The organism is Leeia sp. (genome assembly GCF_041909055.1).
Classification (GTDB): domain Bacteria; phylum Pseudomonadota; class Gammaproteobacteria; order Burkholderiales; family Leeiaceae; genus Leeia; species Leeia aquatica.
On sequence record NZ_JAYREC010000009.1, the window covers coordinates 24,497 to 45,596 of the forward strand.

The 21,100-nt window shown below is 60.0% G+C and carries 20 protein-coding genes; 13 read left to right on the plus strand and 7 right to left on the minus strand.

Annotated features, from left to right (window positions below; translation table 11 throughout):
* Positions 1 to 2 precede the first annotated feature (2 nt).
* From ACE3O2_RS17555 to ACE3O2_RS17580, 6 genes are read left to right on the plus strand one after another with little or no spacing between them, the layout of a single operon-like run.
* Entirely contained in the window at positions 3 to 635 is a 633-nt protein-coding gene (locus ACE3O2_RS17555; protein ID WP_374339748.1) for an energy-coupling factor ABC transporter permease, read from the plus strand.
* Entirely contained in the window at positions 632 to 1,324 is a 693-nt protein-coding gene (locus ACE3O2_RS17560) for a phytanoyl-CoA dioxygenase family protein (RefSeq protein ID WP_374339750.1), read from the plus strand. Before ACE3O2_RS17555 ends, ACE3O2_RS17560 begins: the two co-directional genes overlap by 4 nt.
* Positions 1,325 to 1,338: 14 nt before the next feature.
* Positions 1,339 to 1,533 carry a hypothetical protein gene (locus ACE3O2_RS17565; protein WP_374339752.1) on the plus strand — a complete coding sequence of 65 codons (195 nt, stop codon included), beginning with the start codon at positions 1,339 to 1,341 and terminating at the stop codon, positions 1,531 to 1,533.
* Positions 1,534 to 1,553: 20 nt separating this feature from the next.
* The gene (locus tag ACE3O2_RS17570) at positions 1,554 to 2,120 is read left to right on the plus strand and encodes a DNA-3-methyladenine glycosylase I (RefSeq protein WP_374339754.1); all 567 of its coding nucleotides are present in this window, start codon (positions 1,554 to 1,556) and stop codon (positions 2,118 to 2,120) included.
* Positions 2,121 to 2,143: 23 nt separating this feature from the next.
* A complete protein-coding gene (locus ACE3O2_RS17575) occupies positions 2,144 to 2,812 on the plus strand; it encodes an alpha/beta hydrolase (protein WP_374339756.1) in 669 nt (222 codons plus the stop codon).
* Complete coding sequence (locus ACE3O2_RS17580) at positions 2,812 to 3,720, plus strand: glyoxylate/hydroxypyruvate reductase A (protein WP_168877014.1); 909 nt, start codon at positions 2,812 to 2,814, stop codon at positions 3,718 to 3,720. The genes ACE3O2_RS17575 and ACE3O2_RS17580 overlap by 1 nt, the downstream gene beginning before the upstream one ends.
* A gap of 105 nt (positions 3,721 to 3,825) precedes the next feature.
* On the opposite strand, the gene ACE3O2_RS17585 is transcribed toward ACE3O2_RS17580, so the two are convergent.
* Genes ACE3O2_RS17585 through ACE3O2_RS17600 form a run of 4 tightly spaced genes read right to left on the minus strand, consistent with a single transcriptional unit; the run spans position 3,826 to position 6,665 of the window.
* Positions 3,826 to 4,449 (minus strand): riboflavin synthase, encoded by a 624-nt coding sequence (locus tag ACE3O2_RS17585; protein WP_168877015.1) that lies wholly within the window; start codon positions 4,447 to 4,449, stop codon positions 3,826 to 3,828.
* 18 nt (positions 4,450 to 4,467) lie between these two features.
* Complete coding sequence (ribD, locus tag ACE3O2_RS17590; RefSeq protein ID WP_168877016.1) at positions 4,468 to 5,562, minus strand: bifunctional diaminohydroxyphosphoribosylaminopyrimidine deaminase/5-amino-6-(5-phosphoribosylamino)uracil reductase RibD; 1,095 nt, start codon at positions 5,560 to 5,562, stop codon at positions 4,468 to 4,470.
* Positions 5,562 to 6,020, minus strand: coding sequence for a transcriptional regulator NrdR (gene nrdR, locus ACE3O2_RS17595; RefSeq protein WP_168877017.1), 459 nt, complete (start codon positions 6,018 to 6,020; stop codon positions 5,562 to 5,564). The genes ribD and nrdR overlap by 1 nt, the downstream gene beginning before the upstream one ends.
* Before the next feature lie 39 nt (positions 6,021 to 6,059).
* The gene (locus tag ACE3O2_RS17600) at positions 6,060 to 6,665 is read right to left on the minus strand and encodes a DUF2239 family protein (RefSeq protein WP_374339759.1); all 606 of its coding nucleotides are present in this window, start codon (positions 6,663 to 6,665) and stop codon (positions 6,060 to 6,062) included.
* 611 nt (positions 6,666 to 7,276) lie between these two features.
* Between ACE3O2_RS17600 and ACE3O2_RS17605 the strand changes: the two genes are divergently transcribed.
* Complete coding sequence (locus tag ACE3O2_RS17605; RefSeq protein WP_374339761.1) at positions 7,277 to 8,053, plus strand: hypothetical protein; 777 nt, start codon at positions 7,277 to 7,279, stop codon at positions 8,051 to 8,053.
* A gap of 142 nt (positions 8,054 to 8,195) precedes the next feature.
* On the opposite strand, the gene ssb is transcribed toward ACE3O2_RS17605, so the two are convergent.
* On the minus strand, positions 8,196 to 8,711 hold the full coding sequence (ssb, locus tag ACE3O2_RS17610; RefSeq protein ID WP_374339763.1) for a single-stranded DNA-binding protein: 516 nt from the start codon (positions 8,709 to 8,711) through the stop codon (positions 8,196 to 8,198).
* A 77-nt stretch (positions 8,712 to 8,788) separates the two neighbouring features.
* Positions 8,789 to 10,183: an MFS transporter gene (locus ACE3O2_RS17615; protein ID WP_374339765.1), complete on the minus strand. Its 1,395-nt coding sequence runs from the start codon at positions 10,181 to 10,183 to the stop codon at positions 8,789 to 8,791.
* A gap of 126 nt (positions 10,184 to 10,309) precedes the next feature.
* Here ACE3O2_RS17615 and uvrA point away from each other — a divergent pair, with 126 nt between their 5' ends.
* The 6 genes from uvrA (at position 10,310) to ACE3O2_RS17645 (ending at position 17,553) form a co-directional block, all read left to right on the plus strand.
* Entirely contained in the window at positions 10,310 to 13,138 is a 2,829-nt protein-coding gene (gene uvrA, locus ACE3O2_RS17620; protein ID WP_374339767.1) for an excinuclease ABC subunit UvrA, read from the plus strand.
* A 1-nt stretch (position 13,139) separates the two neighbouring features.
* Positions 13,140 to 13,376, plus strand: a complete 237-nt coding sequence (locus ACE3O2_RS17625; protein ID WP_374339769.1) for an exodeoxyribonuclease VII small subunit — start codon at positions 13,140 to 13,142, stop codon at positions 13,374 to 13,376.
* Positions 13,363 to 14,280 carry a polyprenyl synthetase family protein gene (locus ACE3O2_RS17630; protein ID WP_374339771.1) on the plus strand — a complete coding sequence of 306 codons (918 nt, stop codon included), beginning with the start codon at positions 13,363 to 13,365 and terminating at the stop codon, positions 14,278 to 14,280. Before ACE3O2_RS17625 ends, ACE3O2_RS17630 begins: the two co-directional genes overlap by 14 nt.
* 29 nt (positions 14,281 to 14,309) lie before the next feature.
* A complete protein-coding gene (gene dxs, locus ACE3O2_RS17635; protein WP_374339773.1) occupies positions 14,310 to 16,166 on the plus strand; it encodes a 1-deoxy-D-xylulose-5-phosphate synthase in 1,857 nt (618 codons plus the stop codon).
* Between the two features lie 260 nt (positions 16,167 to 16,426).
* Positions 16,427 to 16,975 (plus strand): hypothetical protein, encoded by a 549-nt coding sequence (locus ACE3O2_RS17640; protein ID WP_374339775.1) that lies wholly within the window; start codon positions 16,427 to 16,429, stop codon positions 16,973 to 16,975.
* Between the two features lie 32 nt (positions 16,976 to 17,007).
* Entirely contained in the window at positions 17,008 to 17,553 is a 546-nt protein-coding gene (locus ACE3O2_RS17645) for a glycoside hydrolase family 108 protein (protein ID WP_374339777.1), read from the plus strand.
* 284 nt (positions 17,554 to 17,837) lie between these two features.
* Here the strand turns inward: ACE3O2_RS17645 and ACE3O2_RS17650 are convergent.
* Positions 17,838 to 21,100 (minus strand): type I secretion C-terminal target domain-containing protein (locus ACE3O2_RS17650; protein WP_374339779.1); only part of this gene is annotated, 3,263 nt, incomplete at its 5' end.

Below are 21,100 nucleotides of genomic sequence, written 5' to 3' on the forward strand. Positions count from 1 at the left end.
CTTTGCAGGGCTTCCTCTGGCCGCCACTGGCGCTGCTCCTGCTGTGGCTGATCTGGGCCTTGCGCCGGCTGCCATGGCAAGACTGGCAGGACAATACCCTGCAGCATCTGGTGCTGGGCGGCTGTGTGCTGAGTGGCAGCTTGTGGATGCTGCAGGCGCACGCCAATGGCCCGCAGCCCTTGCATCTGATTGGCGCAGCCTTGCTGGTGCAGATGGTCGGCCCGGCACTGGCCAGCCTGATGCTGATGCTGGTCTTGCTGGCCACCAGCAGCCTGCATGGTGTACCCCCAATCCAATGGCCTTGGCTGGCGCTCAGCCTGGTGTTACTGCCGGTGCTGCTGAGCTGGGGCTGGCACCGCCTGCTGCAGAAGGTGGCCCCGCCCAATCTGTTTGTCTACCTGCTGGGCAGCGGCTTTGCTGGCGGTGCGCTCAGCCACGCCGCCGCTGGTCTGGCTTTGCATATCGGGCTGGTGGCGTGGCCCGCGCAAGGGCTGCCGCCCTCGCTGCCCTTCTGGTGGCTGCTGTCCTGGGGTGAGGCCTTTGAAACCGGCTTTCTGTTGACCTTGATGGTGGTGTACCGCCCGCGCTGGGTACGTCTGTTTGATGACCGCCGCTATCTGCAGCCGAACACATGATGCATCTGGATACTTTTGCGGAGCAGGGCTGGCAGATCGTGGCAGGGGGTTATCCCACCGCCTTGCTGGATGCCTTGCAAAGCGAGTTGGGCCAGTACACCCGGCAAGCGCATCAGGGCGGCGTGCGTGACCTGGAGCAACACCCGCTGATCCTGCAACTGGTCCGGCACCCGTGCACCCAAGCTTTGCTGCAGACCATGCTCAGTGATCAGGCGCTGCTGGTGCGTGCGCTGTATTTCGACAAGTCCAGCGAGAACAACTGGCAGGTGGGCTGGCATCAGGACAAGACAGTCATGCTGGCGGCTCGAGTCGAGATGCCGGGATGGGGGCCGTGGCGACCGCGTGACCACTGCTGGCACGTGCAGGCTCCCCAAACCATCCTCACGCGCATGCTCACCTTGCGCTTGCATCTGGACGACGCCGATACCGATAATGGCTGCCTGCAGGTGCACAGTGGTTCACACCTGTGGGGGTTGCTGAGCCAGGCGGAGACCCGTGCACGACTTGCGCAATTGAGCCCCTTGTCGTGCCCGGCCAAACGGGGAGACCTCATGCTGATGCGCCCCTTGCTGCTGCATCGCTCCAGCAAATCACACTCCCCGCGCCCGCGCCGGGTCGTGCATCTGGAGTTTTGCGATGCACCGCTCCCCGCACCCTTGCGCTGGGCAGCATTACCTGAATCCTGCTGACAGGAGGCTGTCTGTTGTCTACCGGTAAAATCATCCTGATCTGGCTGGCCATTGGTGGTGTGCTGTTTGCCCTGTTTACGGCATTCGGTCCTCACCGTGCGGTGGTCGACAATGTACTTGTCGCACCCCTGGGTGGCCTCGTCGGCCTGTTTGCCGGCCTGCGCCTGTGGTGGGGGCGGCAACGTGACAAACGCAAGCGGGACCGCTAAGCCCGCACAGGAGACAACACATGCACCGCTGTGGATGGGCCAACCCGGCCAACCCTCTGTATCTGGCTTACCATGATGAAGAATGGGGCCGCCCGCAACACGACGATCAGCATCTGTTCGAGATGCTGATTCTGGAAGGCGCACAAGCCGGGCTCTCCTGGGAAACCATCCTGAACAAGCGCGACAGCTATCGCGAAGCCTTTGACCAGTTCAACCCTGTCAAGGTCGCCCGCTATGATGAGCAGAAAATGGCCGAGCTGCTGGGCAACCCCGGCATCGTGCGCAACCGGCTCAAGGTGCAGTCAGCGGTGCGCAATGCCCAAGGCTTTCTGGAGATCCAGCGCGAGTTTGGCAGCTTCGATGCCTGGCTGTGGCGCTTTGTAGACGGCAAGCCCATCGTCAATCAGTGGGCAGACTATCGCCAGGCCCCGGCCCGTACCGAGCTGTCCGATCAATTATCCAAGGCGCTGAGCCAGCGAGGTTTCAAGTTTGTCGGCTCCACCATCATGTACGCCTATATGCAGGCTACCGGCATGGTGGATGACCATGAAACCGGCTGCCATTGCCGTACCCACCCGCGTAACTAGTACCATCCCTGTTTGAGGATTGCATGACTGCCCTGCTCCCCGCTGTTGAAATTGAACCGGCCCAGCCCGCCACCCACAGCATCATCTGGATGCATGGCCTCGGTGCCGACGGCCATGATTTTGAGCCCATTGCCGATGAGCTGCCCTTGCCCGCGCACATGCAGCTGCGTTTTGTGTTCCCGCATGCGCCAGCCATTCCGGTGACGATCAACAACGGCTACGTGATGCGGGCCTGGTACGACATCCTCGATTTCTCCGACCTGCACCGTACCGTGGATGAAGCGGGTATCACCCGTTCCCGCCACGCCATCGAGGCGCTGGTGGCGCGGGAAGTTGCACGTGGCATCCCCAGCGAGCGCATTTTCCTCGCCGGTTTCTCGCAAGGCGGCGTCATGGCTTACAACGTGGGCCTCAGCTACCCGCAGAAACTGGCCGGCATCATTGCGCTCTCTACCTATCTGCCGAATGCGGCCCAGCTGGATGCACAGTTAAGCCCGGCCAACCAGCACACCCCGGTCTTTGCCGCGCACGGTACGCTGGACCCGGTTGTCAACCTGCGGCTGGGTGATGTGGCCCGCCAGCATGTCACCCAGCTCGGTCACCCGGTAAGCTGGCACACCTACCCGATGCAACACTCGGTCTGCATGGAGGAAGTGCAGGCACTGGGCCGTTGGCTGGGAGAGCATGCCTGATGCGCATTCTGGTCTACTCCCCAAACCATCTGGATGAATGGCTGGCTGAAACCCGGCAGCATTTCCCTGAGGCCGATGTGCAAGGCTGGCCCTGCACACCAGACTGGCAGGCTGACTACGCGCTATTGTGGAAGCCCCCCGCTGAGCTGTTTCAGCAGCAAAACACCCTCAAAGCCGTATTTGTACTCGGCGCCGGAGTGGACGCGCAGCTACCGCTGATTCCGGACAGCCTGCCGCTCTATCGGCTGGAAGACAGTGGCATGGGGGAGCAGATGGCGGACTATGTGAGCCACTACCTGCTGCGCTGGTTCTACCGTTACGATGCCTACCAGCTGCAACACCACTGGCAACCCGGCACGCTGGACGACAAAGCCCGCTGGAGGGTCACCATTCTCGGCTATGGTGCCATGGGTAGCGCAGTGGCAGAACGGGTGCGGCAGCTCGGTTTTCCGGTGCAAGCCTGGCGCCGCCAGCCAGCAGGCGACGCCGCCATTCCGGTACACGCCGGGCTGGACGCGCTGCCTGCCTGCCTGGGCAGCACCCGTGTACTGGTCAACCTGCTGCCGCTCACCCCGGAAACCCGTGGTCTGCTCAACCAGCAACGTCTCTCTCAGTTACCGCCTGACAGCTATCTGATCAATCTGGCGCGGGGCGCACATGTGGTGGACGAAGACTTGCTGGCCGCCCTCGACAGCGGCCATCTGGCCGGTGCCACGCTGGATGTGTTCCAGCATGAGCCACTGCCGGCCGAACACCGCTACTGGCAGCACCCCAAGGTCAACGTCACCCCTCATATCGGCGCACTCACCCCTCTGCCCGATGCCCTGCAGCAAATCCAGCAGAAGCTAGGTTGTCTTCTGCAAGGGCTACCCGCAGGCGGGCTGGTGGATCGGCATCGAGGGTATTGAGCCATTCACGGCTAACAGCACTGAACGTTTCGCCCTCTTTACTCAAGGCTTGATCGGCTGATCAAGCCTGTACCGCGACCGCGCCTGATGCGAGGGGATGCCCTGTCATCCCTGCTGGGCAGCGCTCTGGTAGCTGAGGATCCGCTCGCAGTAACGGGCGATCTGGTCGATTTCGAGGTTGACCGGGCTGCCGGGCTTGAGCTGGTGCAGGTTGGTGGCCGTCAGGGTGTGGGGGATCAGGTTGATGGAGAAACGGTTACCGTCGACATGGTTGACGGTGAGACTGACACCGTTGATGGTGACGGAGCCTTTGGTGGCGATGTAGCGGGCCAGAGTCCCTGGCGCGTCAATGCGCAGCTCCATGCAGTCGCTGTTGGTTTCGCCAGCAGGCGGAGCAAAGTGGGCGACGGTGCCCACCCCGTCCACATGGCCGGATACCAGATGGCCACCGAGGCGGTCAGCCAGCCGCAGGGCTTTTTCCAGATTGACCAGATTACCTACTTGGTCGAGCCCGACCGTCACCCGCAGGGTTTCTGCCGACACATCCAGCGTGTAGTGTGTCTCTGTTTTGTCGATGACCGTCAGGCATACGCCGTTATGCGCAATGCTGTCCCCCAGGGCGACATCGGACAAATCCAGGCCACAGGCCTCGACAATCAGCCGGACGTCTTGTCCGCGGTGCTCCATCTGGGTAATGCGGCCAACAGCTTGAATAATGCCGGTGAACATGCGCTTTCCTTGTAAGGTTCAGTGTGTGGTCGGGATGGCGGTGAGCCGCAGGTCGGGGCCGATATGGCGGCAGTCTATCCATTGCAAGGCCGTGTGCAGGTCTACCGCTTCCAAGGCAGGCCAGTTGAACGCCCCTTGCGCGTGATGCCCGAACAGCTTGGGCGCCAGATAGAGGATCACTTCATCGACCAGCCCCGCGCGCAGCAACGCGCCATTGAGTATGCTGCCCGCTTCAACCAGCAACTCGCTGCAGCCACGTACGGCCAATGCCTGCAGCAGGGCGTGCAGATCTACCCTGCCCTGCGGATCGGGCAAATACAGTAATTCAGCGTGGGGCGCTGCCCAGCTGGGCTTTGCCACGCCATGGGCCAGCAGACTGGGGCGGCCTTGCAGCAGACGAGCCGTTTGCGGGGTGCGCAGCTGGCTGTCGACGACCACCGCCAGCGGCTGCCGCCCTTGCCAGGGCAAACCGTCGATGTGCCGGATGGTCAGCTGTGGATCATCCGCCAGCACGGTACCGCTGCCGGTGAGGATGGCACAGCTGCGGGCGCGCAGCTGCTGTACATCGGCACGGGCCGCCGGGCTGGTAATCCATTGGCTGGCACCGTTCAGCAGCGCGGTTTTACCATCCAGGGTGGTCGCGACTTTCAGCGTCACCCAGGGTTTCTGCCGGGTCATCCGGCTGAGAAAACCACGGTGATGTTGACGGGCTGCCTCGGCCAGTACGCCGGTATCAACCGTGATGCCCGCTTCGCGCAGCCTGGCCAGCCCTTGCCCGGCCACCTGAGGATTCGGGTCCTGCAAGGCAACCACAACGCGCGCTACACCCGCTTGCACCAAAGCGTCACAACAGGGCGGCGTGCGGCCGAAGTGGCTGCATGGTTCCAGGGTGACATAGGCCGTCGCCCCCCTCGCCTGCTCACCCGCCATGCGCAAGGCCATCACCTCGGCATGCGCTTGCCCGGCAACTTGTGAGTGCCCCGCACCAATCAGCTGCTCATTCTTGACCAGCACGCAGCCCACACTGGGGTTGGGGGTGGTGATGTAGCGTCCTTTGCTGGCCCATTGCAGGGCTTGCGCCATCCAGTGATGGTCTGCGGCAGTGATGGGCATCAGGAAGCGCCTTTTTGCACTTCCTGGATGGCGTCGCGAAAATCATCCACATCCTGAAAACTTCGATACACCGAGGCAAAGCGGATATAGGCAACTTGATCCAGCTTTTTCAGCTCAGTCATCACCATCTCGCCGATCTGCCGCGCAGGCACCTCACGCACCCCCAGGGCCAACAGTTTCTGGGTGATCCGTACAATGGCCTCATCAACCAGGGCCGTGGGCACCGGGCGCTTGTGCAGCGGGCGCATGAAGGAGAGGCGCAGCTTGTCTCGGTCAAACTCGGCACGGTTGCCATTTTGCTTGACCACTTGCGGCAGGCGAATTTCCGCAGTCTCAAAAGTATTGAACCGCTTCTCACACGCCGTACAGCGGCGACGGCGACGAATGGTGTCGCCGTCCTCGGTCAGGCGGGTTTCCAGAACCTGGGTATCCAGCGAACCGCAAAAAGGGCACTTCATGCTGCTTCCCACAAACACTGTGCTGATGCGGCCATGATACTACGCCTTGCCTGCCAGCAGCAGTACATGCGCCCGGATATCGGCCGGCCAGTCTGACATATGAACTTCAAGCCCATTAAGGTCGTTGGCAAACAGGGCACGGCTTGCCTCTTCAAAGCCCGGCAGATCGCCGCCGATGGCTGACATGAAATGGTAGGCGCGTGTCTGATTCTGCCGTTGCGCCTCTTTTTGGCCAGAAACTCGACGTGCCTCTTCCACCAGCTTGCGCAACGCGACGGATGCACCGCCGGGTTGCGACGATAGCCACGCCCAATGGCGCGGCAGCAAGGTCACTTCGCGAGCCACCACGCCCAGTTTGGGGCGCCCGCGCCCGCGAGGTTCTTCCCCCGCCTTGATTTCATCTTGCTCCGACGACTCAAAGGCATGGGGATGGCTGAGTGCCAGGCGAGCCAGCATCTCTTCATCACTGCCACGCAGGTCAATATCCAGAGGCTGGCCTGTTGCATCGTCAAACAGCTGGATGAGCACAGTGTTACCCGTGCCCATCGCGCGCTTGATGGCCAAGGCATTATGCGGCAATGAGCCTGTTGCCAGCCGGTGGTGCCCTTGGAAGCTGGTATAGGACATGGGGAATGAGTCGTGCATGGCGGTGATCTCTTGGTCAATGAAGATCACATATTAAACCCGGATAAAAATAAATGCAATAACACCCGGGTATTATTTTGGTTGCGCTGTCACCTCACTCATCCTCACCAGCCTGAGCAGCGACACACAACGGTCCACATCATCCAGACTCATCTGCCCATACCTCAGCAAAAGTGCCGGCTGCGTTCCACCAAACTCGGCCTGCCAGATGGATGGATGGCGTCCTGCAGAAGCTCTCGCAACAACCCGGCCTGCACTGCCCACCCCGCCTGACCCCGCAACAGCCCCCAACCTACTGGCTAGGCAGCCCCGGTGGGCACAAAGCCCGACCCGCAACGAAAAAATCACGTGACGAAACCGTCCCCTACGACAAACTGCGACGAATCTGGTAAGAAGGTGGGGGCACCAAGTAAGGGCAAGCATACGGTGGTGCAGGTGCCCACAAGGCGGGCACAGTTTCCACACATTCAACAATGTGTGGCACAGAGACCTCGGCTAATGCTGTACTTTTGGGCACCTACAACTCGCATGCTTGGAAGGTAATGAAGAATGCGCGTACCATGCCAAGTTCAACACATCGATGAACCAAATATACACCTGTTTAGGCTGATATGAGCGTGCTACTTAAACTTTTTCAGAACCAATATATCTCCATTATCGCTGGTGGTTTCGGGGGCATCCTTACCGCATGGCTTACTCAACGAGTACTCAATAGGCGAGGTGTATTTTCCTATTCAGTGACGCACAACATTGTCGGCATTACTACTGAAGACCCGATCTTTGGATCGTTTGCAGTAACTTGGAATGGAAAAGAAGTCTCCAACCTCTATCTATCGACAATAACCATGAGAAATGAAAGTCTGAACGACTATGAGAGCGTCGTGGTTAAGACTTACACAAGCGATACCAGCCTCATGAGTGAACAAACTCAGTTGCTTGACTCCCCAAATATTCTCGAGTGGTCTGAAAATTATAAAGAAAGATTGCACGTTGAGGAGGGACAAACTCCGTCTGAAGATCAATGGAGTATGTATACAGGGCGGCGTGAACATGTCATTCCAATTTTTAATCGTGGTGAAACAATCACGATCACTTATCTGAATTCTGCCCAGACTTCTTCTACGCCCAATATCTGGCTTTCCATTACAAAAAAAGGTGTTAAGCTAAAATATCGCGGACAACACAATCAAATCCTTGGGATTCCTCAGGCTCAGGCCGCCTTCGTTGGCGTTTTAATAGGTTTGATTATTTTGGTGGCGCTAGCCCTACTTGTTTCTGAGCCTTGGGTTATCGGTTTGACTGCGATGATGTATGGCTTCGTAGCACAAATACCTGGTGCTTACACTATTAAGCTTTTGCGCTTTGCTAGGGAAGCAGTTGGGGGCTAGTACATTAGATACCACCGATATATCGTCTTGCAGCAGATCGCTTGATGTCGCATGCGATGTCAACGAAAATTCTTAAAAACACTAACAAAAAACCCCAGCAACCACAAAGCAACTGAGGCTTTATTGCATAATATAATCGAGCCTAGAACGGAATATCGTCGTCGAACTGGTCGTCAAATGCCGGTTTGCGGGCTTGTTGCTGTTGCGGCGCGGGGGCGGCCTGATTGCCACTGAAGCCGCCGCCTTGCTGGCCGCCGCCAAAGGATTGCGGCGGGGTGGAGAAGCCGCCGTCGTCGGCGTCATACGGGGCGCTGCCGCCGCCGCTGCGGCCACCCAGCATCTTCATTTCGTCCGCGATGATTTCGGTAGTGTAGCGGTCCTGACCAGTATTCTTGTCTTGCCACTTGCGGGTCTGCAGCTTGCCTTCAACATAAACCGCACTACCCTTTTTCAGGTACTGGCCCGCAATTTCGGCGAGCTTGCGGTACATGACAATATTGTGCCATTCGGTGCGCTCTTGCTTCTGTCCGTCTTTGCCCTTCCAGCTCTCGGTAGTGGCAATGCTGAAGTTGGCCACCGCTTCGCCGTTGGTCATGTAGCGGACTTCCGGGTCACGCCCGAGGTTACCGATCAGCAGAACTTTGTTGAGAGAGGCCATGTGTTGATTACCTGTACTGTCGTTGGTACCTGCCCGGTGGCAGGCAAAAAGAGGAATGCAGCATTCTAACGCGAAGGTCAGGCGGATGCACGGTCTGTACCGGAAGTCGCTTCGATCAGCGCCAGCACGGCGGTTTCGTCCCACCCCGCCTGGGCCACCTTGAGGTAGGCTGCCGATTCGCCCGGAATCACCACCGCCTCAATCACCCCGGCGCAGGCTCGTAGTTGCTCGCCCAGCAGGGCTGCATCCCCCTCCCAGTCGTCCGCAATATGCAGCATCTTGCTCGATACCGGCAGCGGGGTTTGCATGGTCAGCGCCAGGATGGCCCACACCAGCATCAGGCCGGCGCACAGTAGAAAGGCCGCCGCCGGTCCGCCATGTGCATGCAGGAAGCTGCCACCGACACTGCCCACGGCAAAACCAATCGACTGTGCAGTGTTCTGCACGCCCATGGCGGTACCTTTGGCATCGGCCGGTGCCATCTTGGAGATCAAGGACGGCAAGGTCGCTTCCAGCGCATTGAAGGCCAGAAAATATACCCCTAGCCACAGCACGATGCTGGTGATCGAGTCCAGCCACAAGGCCATGCCCAGCTGCGCCAGCATCATCAGCACAATGGCGCCAAGGAACACCTGCTTCAATTTGCCGCGCTTCTCACCGTAGATGATGGCAGGCACCATCAGCACAAAGCCCACCATGGCCACCGGCAGGTAGACGTGCCAGTGATCCGGCTTGTGCATCCCCAACTGGGCCAGCGAAAACGGAATCACCGAGAACATGGCGGCTTGCGCAGCGTGCAGCGCAAACACGCCAAAGTTCAAGCGCAACAGCTGACCATCCCGCAAGATGGCGGGTAGTCGGTTGGCATTGGTTTCCGCGTCAGAATGAAAGCGTGAGCGCTGCGGGTCCGGCACCACAAAGCGTACGCCGAAGGCCGCTGCAATCGCCAGGCACCCCATCAGGAAAAACATGCCGGAGACGCCAATGGCGTGCTCAATCTGTGCCGCCACCACCAGCGACACGGCGAACGTCACACCAATACTGCCGCCCACCATCGCCATGGCCTTGGTGCGGTGTTCTTCACGGGTGAGGTCCGCCAACAGCGCGGTCAGCGCAGCGCTGATCGCACCGGTGCCTTGCAGGGCACGGGCGACAATCAGCCAGCCGATGCTATCCGCCCAAGCGCCCAGAAAACTGCCTGCGGCCATCAACGCTAGGCCAATGTAGATCACCCTTTTGCGCCCGATTCGGTCAGACCACATGCCAAACGGGATCAACAGCACGGCTTGCACCAGCGCAAAAATACCAAACGCCAGCCCGGCCAGCTTGAGATTACTACCCTCCAGGTGGGCGGCATAGGGCATGAATACCGGCAGAAACAGGAAGATACCCAGCATGCGCAGCGCGTAGATGCCTGCCAGCCCGGCGCTGGCGCGCAATTCCAGCGCCGACATGCGTGAAGATGCACTCATTTTGATGGTCAGGGAAATTGGGTAAACGCAAGAAGTCCGGTATATTAACAGGTTGGCCCACCTGCCGCGAGCCAGGTGGATAGCCCCGAGCCCGACCAGGCCTTTCTCTGGCCAGAACAGACAACAATGACCGATTACATACGTATCCGCGGCGCCCGTACCCACAATCTGAAGAACATCAATCTGGATATCCCGCGCAACCAGCTGGTGGTGGTCACCGGCTTGTCGGGCTCCGGCAAATCCTCGCTGGCGTTCGACACCTTGTATGCCGAAGGGCAGCGGCGTTACGTCGAATCGCTTTCCGCCTACGCGCGGCAGTTCCTGCAGCTGATGGATAAACCGGATGTCGATCTGATCGAAGGCCTCTCGCCCGCCATCTCCATTGAGCAGAAAGCCACCAGCCACAACCCGCGCTCGACGGTCGGCACCGTCACGGAAATTCATGACTACCTGCGTTTGCTGTTTGCGCGGGTGGGCGACCCGTATTGCCCGGAGCACCAGCTGCCGCTGTCTTCGCAGACCATCTCGCAGATGGTGGATCATGTGCTGGCGCTGCCGGAAGGCACCAAGCTGATGATCTTGGCCCCGGCCGTCAGCGCGCGCAAAGGCGAGCATGTGGAGCTGTTCGACGAGCTGCGGGCGCAGGGCTTCGTGCGGGTACGGGTCAACGGCGAGGTCTGTGAACTGGACCAGACCCCCAAGCTGGATAAGAACAAGAAGCACACCATTGAAGTGGTGATCGACCGCCTTCGGGTGGATGCCGAGCAAAAGCAGCGGCTGGCAGAGTCTTTTGAAACCGCATTACGCCATGCTGATGGCCGCGCCATTGCGCTGGAAATGGACAGCGACAAGTCGCACTGGTTTTCCGCCAAATTTGCCTGCCCGGTCTGCTCCTACAGCCTGCCGGAGCTGGAACCTCGCCTGTTCTCGTTCAACAACCCGGCGGGCGCCTGTCCCAAGTGTGATGGCTTGGGTCAAATCACCTTCTTCGACCCCAAGCGAGTGGTGGCCTTCCCGCAGATGAGCCTGGCCAATGGTGCCATCAAGGGCTGGGACAAGCGTAACCAGTTCTACTACCAGATGCTGGAAAGCCTGGCGACGCATTACGATTTCAATATCGAGCAGCCCTTCGAAACACTGCCGGATGCGGTACAGCAGGTGGTGCTGTATGGCTCTGGCAAAACCAGCATTGCCTTCCGCTACATCAGCGAGAAAGGCACCGCCTTCCTGCGCGAGCATCCGTTTGAGGGCATTATCCCCAATCTGGAGCGCCGCTACCGTGAGACCGATTCCGTCACGGTGCGGGAAGAGCTGAGCAAATACCAGAACAACCAGCCCTGCCCCAGCTGCGAGGGCACCCGCCTGCGTATCGAGGCGCGCAATGTGCGGGTAGGCGACAAAACCCTGCACGAAATCAGCGGCATGCCGCTGCGCGAAGCCGCTTCCTTATTTGACCAGCTGACCCTGCAAGGCCAGAAGCAAGCCATTGCCGAGAAAATCCTCAAGGAAATCTGCGAGCGGCTTGGCTTCCTGAACAATGTCGGCCTGGATTACCTGAACCTCAACCGGGCGGCGGATACCCTGTCGGGCGGCGAAGCACAGCGCATCCGCCTGGCCAGCCAGATTGGCTCCGGGCTGACGGGGGTCATGTACGTGCTGGATGAGCCCTCCATCGGCCTGCATCAGCGCGATAATGACCGCCTGCTGCAAACCCTGATGCGGCTGCGCGATCTCGGCAACAGCGTCATCGTGGTCGAGCACGACGAAGACGCCATCCGCGCGGCGGATTTTGTAGTGGACATCGGCCCCGGCGCCGGTGTGCATGGTGGTGCGGTGCTGGTGTCCGGTTCTCCCGATGAGGTCAAGCAGTGCGAGCAATCGCTGACCGGGCAATACCTCAGTGGTCAACGCAAGATCGAGGTCCCCGCGCAGCGCACTGCGCCGGATCCGGAGCGGATGCTGGTCCTGCAGGGCGCGAGCGGCAACAACCTGAAGCGGGTGACGCTGAACCTGCCGGTGGGCCTGCTCACCTGCATCACCGGCGTCTCAGGCTCTGGCAAATCCACCCTGATCAACGATACGCTTTACCATGCCGTTGCCCGCCATCTGTACGGCAGCAACGAAGAACCTGCACCATTCGAGCATATTGATGGCCTCGGCTTCTTTGACAAGGTGATCAACGTCGACCAAAGCCCGATTGGCCGCACGCCGCGCTCCAACCCGGCCACCTATACCGGCCTGTTCACTCCGATCCGCGACCTGTTCTCCGGCGTGCCGGAAGCCCGCTCGCGTGGCTATGGCCCGGGCCGTTTCTCGTTCAACGTCAAGGGTGGGCGCTGTGAGGCCTGCCAGGGCGATGGCGTCATCAAGGTGGAGATGCATTTCCTGCCGGACGTGTATGTGCAGTGTGACGTCTGCCACGGCATGCGCTATAACCGGGAGACGCTGGAAGTCCGCTACAAGGGCAAGAATATTTACGAAGTGCTGGACATGACGGTGGAGCAGGCTGCCGAGTTCTTCAGCGCCGTGCCGGTGGTGGCCCGCAAGCTGCAAACCCTGCTGGATGTGGGGCTGGGCTATATCCGGCTGGGTCAGAGTGCCACCACCCTCTCCGGTGGCGAGGCACAACGGGTAAAGCTGGCGCTGGAACTGTCCAAGCGTGACACCGGTCGTACCCTGTATATACTGGATGAGCCGACCACCGGTTTGCATTTCCACGATATCGAGCTGTTGCTGTCGGTGGTACATCGCCTGCGCGACCACGGCAATACCGTGGTGATCATTGAACACAATCTGGACGTGATCAAGACCGCCGACTGGCTGGTGGATCTGGGTCCGGAAGGTGGCGCAGGAGGTGGCCGCATTCTGGTGGAAGGCACGCCGGAAACGGTAGCAGCCTATCCGGAAAGCCACACCGGGCACTATCTGGCCCCATTGCTGCAACAAGGACGCTGACATGGCCAAGAGCAAAGCTGAGCCGACCTTTGAAGAAGCACTGGCCGAACTGGAAGGTATCGTCAACCAGATGGAAGGCGGCCAGCTCAGCCTGGAAGCCTCGCTGACCGCCTACAGCCGGGGGGCAGCCCTGCTGCGCCAGTGCCAGGGCCAATTACAGGAAGCCCAGCACAAAGTGCAGCAATTGAACGCCGAAGGCCAGTTACAACCATTCGAGCTGAATGATGACGCCCGCTGAATACCGCAACGCCAGTTTTGAAGTCTGGGCCCATTACAGCCAGCAATTGATCGAGCAGGCCCTGACGCAGCTGCTGCCCGCGCGTGACACCCTGCCCCAGCGCCTGCATGAAGCCATGCGCTACGCCACCCTCGGCGGGGGCAAGCGGGTTCGCCCACTGTTGTGTCTGGCTGCCGGGCAACTGGTCAACGCCAGCGAAGGCGCCATTCTGCCAGTAGCCAGTGCGCTGGAGTGCATTCACGCTTACTCGCTGGTGCATGATGATCTGCCGTGCATGGATGACGATGTGCTGCGTCGTGGCAAACCCACCTGCCATGTGCAATTTGACGAAGCCACTGCCCTGCTGGCAGGGGATGCCCTGCAAACCCAGGCGTTTGAATTGCTGGCCGACGCGCCTTTGAGCCCAGACCAGCGTATCGCCCTGGTCAAGGAGCTGGCCCACGCCAGTGGCTCACTTGGCATGGCGGGCGGCCAGGCCATTGACCTGCAGCACGTAGGCCAGCACATGGAGCTGCCTGAGCTGGAGCTGATGCACATCATGAAGACAGGCGCACTGATCCATGCCGCCGTGCGCATGGGCAGTCTGTGCCACGCGGATAAATCTGCCGCCTTGCCGGACACCGCTCGCCAATCGCTGGACCACTACGCCCGCGCCATCGGCCTCGCGTTTCAGGTGGTGGACGACATTCTGGACGTCGAAGCTGACAGCGCCACCCTGGGCAAGACCGCGGGCAAGGATGCCGCTGCGGACAAACCCACCTACGTGAGCCTGCTCGGCCTGGCAGAGGCCAAGCGCATGGCCGCCGCGCTGCATCAGCAGGCGCATGATGCCCTGGCGAGCTTTGGCGATGCCGGACGACGACTGCGTGAGCTGGCCGATTTCATCGTGCTGCGCCACCATTAAGCATTCAATCTTGAAATAGAAGCATCATCATGTACGAGTTGTTGAACCGCATAGACCATCCGGACCAGTTAAAACCGCTGAGCCGCAAAGAGCTGCAGCAGCTGGCCGACGAATTGCGTGCCTTTCTGGTGGAGTCGGTCAGCAAGACGGGTGGCCACTTCGCCAGTAATCTGGGCGCAGTCGAGCTGACGGTCGCCCTGCACCACGTGTTCCAGACCCCGTATGACCGGCTGGTGTGGGATGTGGGGCACCAGTCCTATCCGCACAAGATCCTCACCGGGCGTCGCGAGCGCATGGGCAGCATGCGCCAGAAAGGCGGGCTGGCCGGCTTCCCCAAGCGCGAAGAGAGTGAGTTTGATACCTTTGGCGTCGGCCACTCCAGCACCTCCATCTCTGCCGCGCTCGGCATGGCCGAAGCAGCCCGGCTGGCAGGTGAAGAGCGCCGGGTGGTCGCCATCATCGGTGATGGCGCGATGACCGCCGGTCAGGCATTCGAGGCCCTGAACAACGCAGGCGCGCGCCGGGATACCAACCTGCTGGTGATCCTCAACGACAACGACATGTCGATCTCGCCCAATGTCGGCGCCCTGAACACCTACTTTGCCAAGCTGATGAGCGGCAAGTTCTACTCCGCCCTGAAGAGTACCGGTAACAAGGTGCTGGAAGTGGTGCCGCCACTGCGCGAGTTTGCCCGCCGTGGTGAAGAGCACATGAAAGGCATGTTCACCCCGTCCACCCTGTTTGAAGCCTTCGGCTTCAACTACATTGGCCCGATTGACGGCCATGATCTGGATGCGCTGATCCCTACCCTGCAAAACATCCGCTCGCTGAAAGGCCCACAGTTCCTGCACGTGGTCACCAAGAAGGGGCAAGGCTACAAGCTGGCCGAAAACGACCCGGTGGCCTATCACGGTGTCAGCAAGTTCGACCCGGAAAATGGCCTCAGCGGAGGTAAGTCGGGTGGCAAGCTGACCTACACCCAGGTGTTTGGCAACTGGCTGTGCGACATGGCGGCACAAGACGAGCGCCTGGTCGGCATTACCCCCGCCATGCGCGAGGGCTCAGGCCTGGTGCGGTTTGAACAGGAATATCCGGATCGCTATTTTGATGTGGCGATTGCCGAGCAACACGCCGTTACCTTTGCCGGTGGCCTCGCCTGTGAGGGCAAAAAACCGGTGGTGGCGATCTACTCCACCTTCCTGCAGCGCGGCTACGATCAGCTGATCCACGACGTGGCCTTGCAGAACCTGGATGTCACTTTCGCCATCGACCGCGCCGGTTTGGTAGGCGCCGATGGGCCGACCCATGCCGGCTCGTTCGACCTCAGCTACCTGCGCTGCCTGCCCAATGTGCTGGTGATGACCCCGGCCGACGAAACCGAGTGCCGCCAACTGCTGACCACCGCCTACCAGTACAACGGCCCTGCCGCAGTACGCTACCCGCGCGGCCACGGCCCCGGCACGCCATCCGATGGTGCGCTGCAGGCGCTGCCGATCGGCAAAGGGGAAATTCGTCGTCAAGGCGAACAAGTCGCCATCCTCGCCTTTGGCAGCATGCTCACACCGGCGCTGCAAGCCGCCGAAGCGCTCAATGCCACCGTTGCCAACATGCGCTTCGTCAAACCGCTGGACCTGGAACTGGTGCGGCAACTGGCGAACAGCCACAGCCTGCTGGTCACCGTCGAAGAAAATGCCATCATGGGCGGTGCCGGTAGCGCCGTGCTGGAAGCCCTCGCAGAACACGGCATCGCCTGCCCTGTACTGCAACTGGGCCTGACTGACTGCTACATCGACCACGGCGACCCTGCCCTGCTGCTCAGTGAATGCGGACTGGATGCCGCAGGTATCCAGCAGCGGATCGAAGCACGGCTCGCTCAGCGAGCGTAGCGCTTGAGCCACTTGCCACTGTCATCTCGCAATCAATAGACGCCAGCCCGACGCCACCCGGGCAGGCGTACAATCACCCAGACCCGAATCGGGAATAAGGCAAGCACGGCGCAATGCCCTGCGGTTATTGCGCCCTACGCGGGCTGCCAGGTTGTACAGGTGCACTTCCCAAAGCTGATTAGACCATATACAACACCTATTACACCCGGTGTGTTGGTACGTGAGACATAGTTGCAGCTCATCAGTGGGGAACATACTGCATGGCCATGGACGATGAATCTGGTGGGGATGTATGGGTACAGGACCGCAGTCGCCGGACGCTCCTCAAGGCATCGCTAAGCATGTCTGTGCTGCCTATCGCAGCCGCTAGTCCCGGTGCGTTGGCAGCGCCTATCAGCTGGGTGCATGGTAATAGTGCAGCGGTGATCAATGCCCACCAGCTTGAAGCAGACAGCATTCGCGGCAATGCCCGAGTCGTGCAAGGCCGCTCTTGGTCCACATTGTCTTTGCACTACGCCATTCCTTCACCCATGCAGCTGCCGGGCCCCCTCATGAAAGTCAGCGCCATCTGGATACGGATGCAAGGAGGGAAAGGGGCGAGCATCAGCTCGGTGGCATTGCACGATGGTGAAATCGCTCTCGTACGCCTCGACACACTTAATCTGCAACATGAGCAGTGGCAAGATGTGCGAATCCCATTAGCCACGCCACTCTGTATCACGCGATGTATAGGCGTTACGTTTGAGTGTCAGTTTGCTGATGTCGACCGTTATATCAGTATCAGTGCCGTTGGATGCGAGTTGGCATAAACCGGTAAGCGAGCCAAAAACCTGAGGACACTATGGCCGATTTCAATATATACCTGCCCATGCTGCTAAAATTTGAAGGCGGCTGGGTAGATAATCCATACGATCCCGGCGGCTCTACCAATAAAGGCATTACCTTTGGCACATTTCGTGAGTTTGCTCCCAAGATTCTCCACCTCAGCCCCACCATTGAGAACTTGCGAGCGCTGACCGACGAACAAGCTGGCAAGATTTACAAATCCGAATACTGGGACCCAATCTTTGGGGATGAAATCCAGTTCCAGCCACTGGCCAATATCATCTGCGATTTTCATGTCAATGCCGGCTTCCACGCCATCATTCTGCTGATTCATGTATTGAATATGCTGGGCAGCAATCATGCGCCTGGTGGTCACCTTACTCGCAAGATCATGGACTCACTGAATTACCATGATTCTGTTGAGGTGTACATGCACTACAAGGCAGGACGCATTGGCTACTATCGTACTCTGGCGCAAGAGAATCCTGCACTGCGCCGTTTTCTGGCAGGCTGGCTCAACCGGGTTAATGCTTTCCCGAACTTCTCCGTTCAACCCGCGTAGGGAGCAATAACCGCAGGACATTTTACCGTACGTGGAACCATATACGCCAAGCCTGACAGATTCGGCCTAGCGATGAGAGAAGACCACCTTTAGCCCAATACGCTGGGGCAATACCCATATCAGGGGCATTGAAAACACCTCGAGCCATTTCGAAGGTGAAGCAGGGTACGGCGCAATGCCCTTCGGCTATTGCGCTGTACGCGCTCTATCAACTGCACCTTTCCTGTTTGAAACAACAAACCGGCCTACAGGGCCGGTTTGTTGTGTGGCAGACTACCCTCCCCTTAGTCGGTGATCAGCTTACCACGCGTGAGCAGGTCCTGAATAATGGCCGGGTCGGCTTGTGCGCCGGCATTGGTCAGGTCTACCCCGGTCAGCACGATACGCTGATCGTCCAGGCTGGCGTTGAAACCACCGGAGAAGCCGCCGCTGCTGCTGATGTGTACCACGGTATCGGTGCCTACCTTTTCAAAGTGCAGGTAGTTGTTCAGGTTACCGATACCGGTGGTGTGGTTTTCGCCTTGCAGCAGGTCTTTCAGGTCCAGCTTGTCGCCACCGACACCGTTGTTGAAGTCGGTGATGGTGTCGATGGCGGGCGTGCCCACCGTGCCCTTGTCTGCCAGCTCCCAGCGGAAGGTATCCGCACCGGCACCACCGGTCAGGGTGTCGTTACCGGCGCCACCTTCCAGCCGGTCCGCACCGCCACCGCCGTTGATGGTGTCGTTACCGGCACCACCGTGGATGATGTCGCGGCCATCGCTGCCGGTGATGTTGTCCGAGCCGCTGCCACCGTAGGCTTCCTGTCCTGTCCGGATCAGGTACTGTGCGCTGTTGCTCGGGTCGCGGATCACATCTTGCAACTCGGTGAGCGCTGGCGCATTGGTGCTCTGGAAGATGGCGAGGTTGCTCACCCCCAGGGTCTGGAAGCTGGCGGCCCCGGTCTGGCGGAAGCCAACCGCCAGCTCGGCATTGCCACCCTGTTCCCAGTAGAGGATTTCAATATTGTGCAAACCCTCGGTGAGGCTGATCGGGGTGGTAGTGGTCCGGGTGGTGGGGGACTGGTTGGCATTGAACTCGAACACCGTCACGCCATCAATGCGGATGCTGAAGCCATCATCCGCGCGTACCTGGAAGTCGTAGTTGCCTTCGGCAAAGTACGCCTGCCCGGCCATCCGCATGATGGAGTCTGTCGTCTGCCCGTAGCTGCTGGTTGCGGTCAGTGTGCCGGCATTGCTGCCGGTGTTGTTCGCGCCCAGGAAGTTGAACAGCGCCCCAGAGGTGATGGCCGAGCCGGTGACCACGTTCGGGTTGCTGCCCAGATTGCCCGTCACCGTGGGAGATTGCCCATAGTTCAGGTTATTGGCAATGAAGGTGGCATCCGTCGCCGCGGCGCTGGCTGCCGTGCCAGTGCCGACAATATTGCTGCCCTGCCGCAGGTTGATGATGGAGGTGATATCGGCAATGCTGTCCAGATTGCCCACTGTACCATCACCCGATTGCAGGTTGTAGCCCGTGCCCGGATTGGCCGTTTCGTTGTAGCCGAAGTACTCGCCATGCAGACCCAGCGGCCCGGCGATCACCGAGGTGGTGGCCATCAGGGTGTGGGTGCTGGTTTCCGTTCCCACATCCCCTGCCCCGACCAGCACGGTGAAGTTCAGCGGCTGGCTGGTCGACGCGGTACTGCCGTTCGGTTCAGTCGTCGTTGCCGTCACCGTCATGGCAACATCACCCACAAAGCTGGAGGACATCTGCAGCTTGGCACTGGCCAGCTCACCGGCCGAGATGGTGATGATGCCACCCACCGGGCTGTAGCCGGTCGGATTACTGGCCGTCACAATGACTGCGCCTGCAGGCATGCCGGCGAAGCTGAGCTTGAGGGTTTCCGAGCCATCCGTATCCACCAGGCTGGCCGTTACATAGCTGGCCAAGTTGATCTGGGTCTTGGTACCACCGCCAGCATTCCCCGCCAGGGCACCTTGGGCTTCGGTGAGGGTGATGTCATCAATCATCGCCCCACGGCCATTGGTGTTGAACTGAATCGGGTCAGTAATGATGCGGATGTTTTGCGATGCGCCTGTACCCACAAAACTGAAGTGCAATGTTTCCCAGTTCAGGCCGGTTTGCGGACTGGTGCCGGCATAGCTGGCCACCTTCACCCCATCCACCAGAACGGTAATACGCGTGAAGTCTTGCGAGAAGCCGGGGCGGCCTGCGTAGTCAAAGGAGAGGTCGTACACCTTGCCTGCGGTCGTGGTCACACTGCGCTGGATACCCAGTGTCTGCGTCAAAGCCCCATTACCATCCGCGTTATTCAGCTCCAGCCAGTTCTGACCATTGCCGGTGCCTGCGGTGACAGCCACCTGGTTACCCAGCTGGTTGGCCATGGTATCGCCATTGGACCACAGCTCCCAGGCATTGCTACCCCCGGCAAACGGGTCTGGCGTATCCACACGGGTCCAGCCGGCCAGTGTTGTCTGGGTCAGATTACCTGTTGAAGTGGTGTTGGGGTTCAGCACGGCTTGAGTCAAGCCGGTATCCGACGTCTCCCAGGTGGTATTGAACATCGTCACCTTGCCGGCATTCACCACAGACAGGTTCAGCGTATCGGCCACCGGCACAATATCCACTCGCATGCTGGCATTTGCGCCCGGAGTGACACCATCCGTCGGGCGGAAGTTGAACTGCGCATAGTCAGACTGCAGATTACCCGTTCCCGAGCCCGCAAAGCTGCCATCGCCCGATTCATGCAGATCCGGCATGAAGCGCAGGTTGCCCGCTGCAATACTGGCTTGCGAGACAACCTGATTGAGGGTGACATTCACCCAGCTGCTGCCATTGAAGAACTGCAGGATCCCATCCGCCGGCAGAGAGGTAATTTGCACACTCAACGATGCGGTAGGCGTATCCACATCCGACACATTGAAATGCGCCCAGTTGAAGACGAACGGCGTATCTTCTGTTCCCGTCACCGCACCACCGGCGCTGACCGGCGCGTCGTTCACCGCCGTCACGTGGATGGTGCTGACCGCGACGTTGGAGTTGGCCGTGCCGTCGTTCACCACCACGTTGATCACCCGGTCTACCGTCGACGGGTTGTCTCCGCTGTTGCTGAACGCGATGGCGCGGATCGCGGCCTGGTAGTTGGCCAGGCTGGCGCTGCCCGTCAGCGTGATCACGCCGGTCGCCGGGTTGTAGGCGCTGGCAGTGATCCCGGCCGGCAGGCTGCCGGCGGCCAGCAGGTCGCCAGCCTGGGCGTTGGTCAGGGTGATGGTGGCGCTGACGATGTTGCTGCTGTCGGCGTCGGTGATGCTGACGTCGGTGTCGCCAATCGAGACCCCGGCACCGTTTTCGGTGTAGGTGGTCTGGTAGCCGCTGCCGCTCACCAGGCTGCTGTCGTTGGCGTCCAGGTCCAGTACCGGGGCGTCGTTCACCGCCGTCACGTGGATGGTGCTGACCGCGACGTTGGAGTTGGCCGTGCCGTCGTTCACCACCACGTTGATCACCCGGTCTACCGTCGACGGGTTGTCTCCGCTGTTGCTGAACGCGA

Bases quoted from the DNA above. Each gene is read 5' to 3' on its own strand.
- ACE3O2_RS17580 (WP_168877014.1), top strand. From the start codon at position 2,812: ATGCGCATTCTGGTCTACTCCCCAAACCATCTGGATGAATGGCTGGCT.
- ACE3O2_RS17615 (WP_374339765.1), bottom strand. From the start codon at position 10,183: ATGAGTGCATCTTCACGCATGTCGGCGCTGGAATTGCGCGCCAGCGCC.
- ACE3O2_RS17625 (WP_374339769.1), top strand. From the start codon at position 13,140: ATGGCCAAGAGCAAAGCTGAGCCGACCTTTGAAGAAGCACTGGCCGAA.
- ACE3O2_RS17560 (WP_374339750.1), top strand. From the start codon at position 632: ATGATGCATCTGGATACTTTTGCGGAGCAGGGCTGGCAGATCGTGGCA.
- nrdR (WP_168877017.1), bottom strand. From the start codon at position 6,020: ATGAAGTGCCCTTTTTGCGGTTCGCTGGATACCCAGGTTCTGGAAACC.
- ACE3O2_RS17585 (WP_168877015.1), bottom strand. From the start codon at position 4,449: ATGTTCACCGGCATTATTCAAGCTGTTGGCCGCATTACCCAGATGGAG.
- ACE3O2_RS17570 (WP_374339754.1), top strand. From the start codon at position 1,554: ATGCACCGCTGTGGATGGGCCAACCCGGCCAACCCTCTGTATCTGGCT.
- ACE3O2_RS17630 (WP_374339771.1), top strand. From the start codon at position 13,363: ATGACGCCCGCTGAATACCGCAACGCCAGTTTTGAAGTCTGGGCCCAT.
- ssb (WP_374339763.1), bottom strand. From the start codon at position 8,711: ATGGCCTCTCTCAACAAAGTTCTGCTGATCGGTAACCTCGGGCGTGAC.
- ACE3O2_RS17575 (WP_374339756.1), top strand. From the start codon at position 2,144: ATGACTGCCCTGCTCCCCGCTGTTGAAATTGAACCGGCCCAGCCCGCC.
- ACE3O2_RS17645 (WP_374339777.1), top strand. From the start codon at position 17,008: ATGGCCGATTTCAATATATACCTGCCCATGCTGCTAAAATTTGAAGGC.
- ACE3O2_RS17605 (WP_374339761.1), top strand. From the start codon at position 7,277: ATGAGCGTGCTACTTAAACTTTTTCAGAACCAATATATCTCCATTATC.
- ribD (WP_168877016.1), bottom strand. From the start codon at position 5,562: ATGCCCATCACTGCCGCAGACCATCACTGGATGGCGCAAGCCCTGCAA.
- ACE3O2_RS17640 (WP_374339775.1), top strand. From the start codon at position 16,427: ATGGCCATGGACGATGAATCTGGTGGGGATGTATGGGTACAGGACCGC.
- dxs (WP_374339773.1), top strand. From the start codon at position 14,310: ATGTACGAGTTGTTGAACCGCATAGACCATCCGGACCAGTTAAAACCG.
- uvrA (WP_374339767.1), top strand. From the start codon at position 10,310: ATGACCGATTACATACGTATCCGCGGCGCCCGTACCCACAATCTGAAG.
- ACE3O2_RS17600 (WP_374339759.1), bottom strand. From the start codon at position 6,665: ATGCACGACTCATTCCCCATGTCCTATACCAGCTTCCAAGGGCACCAC.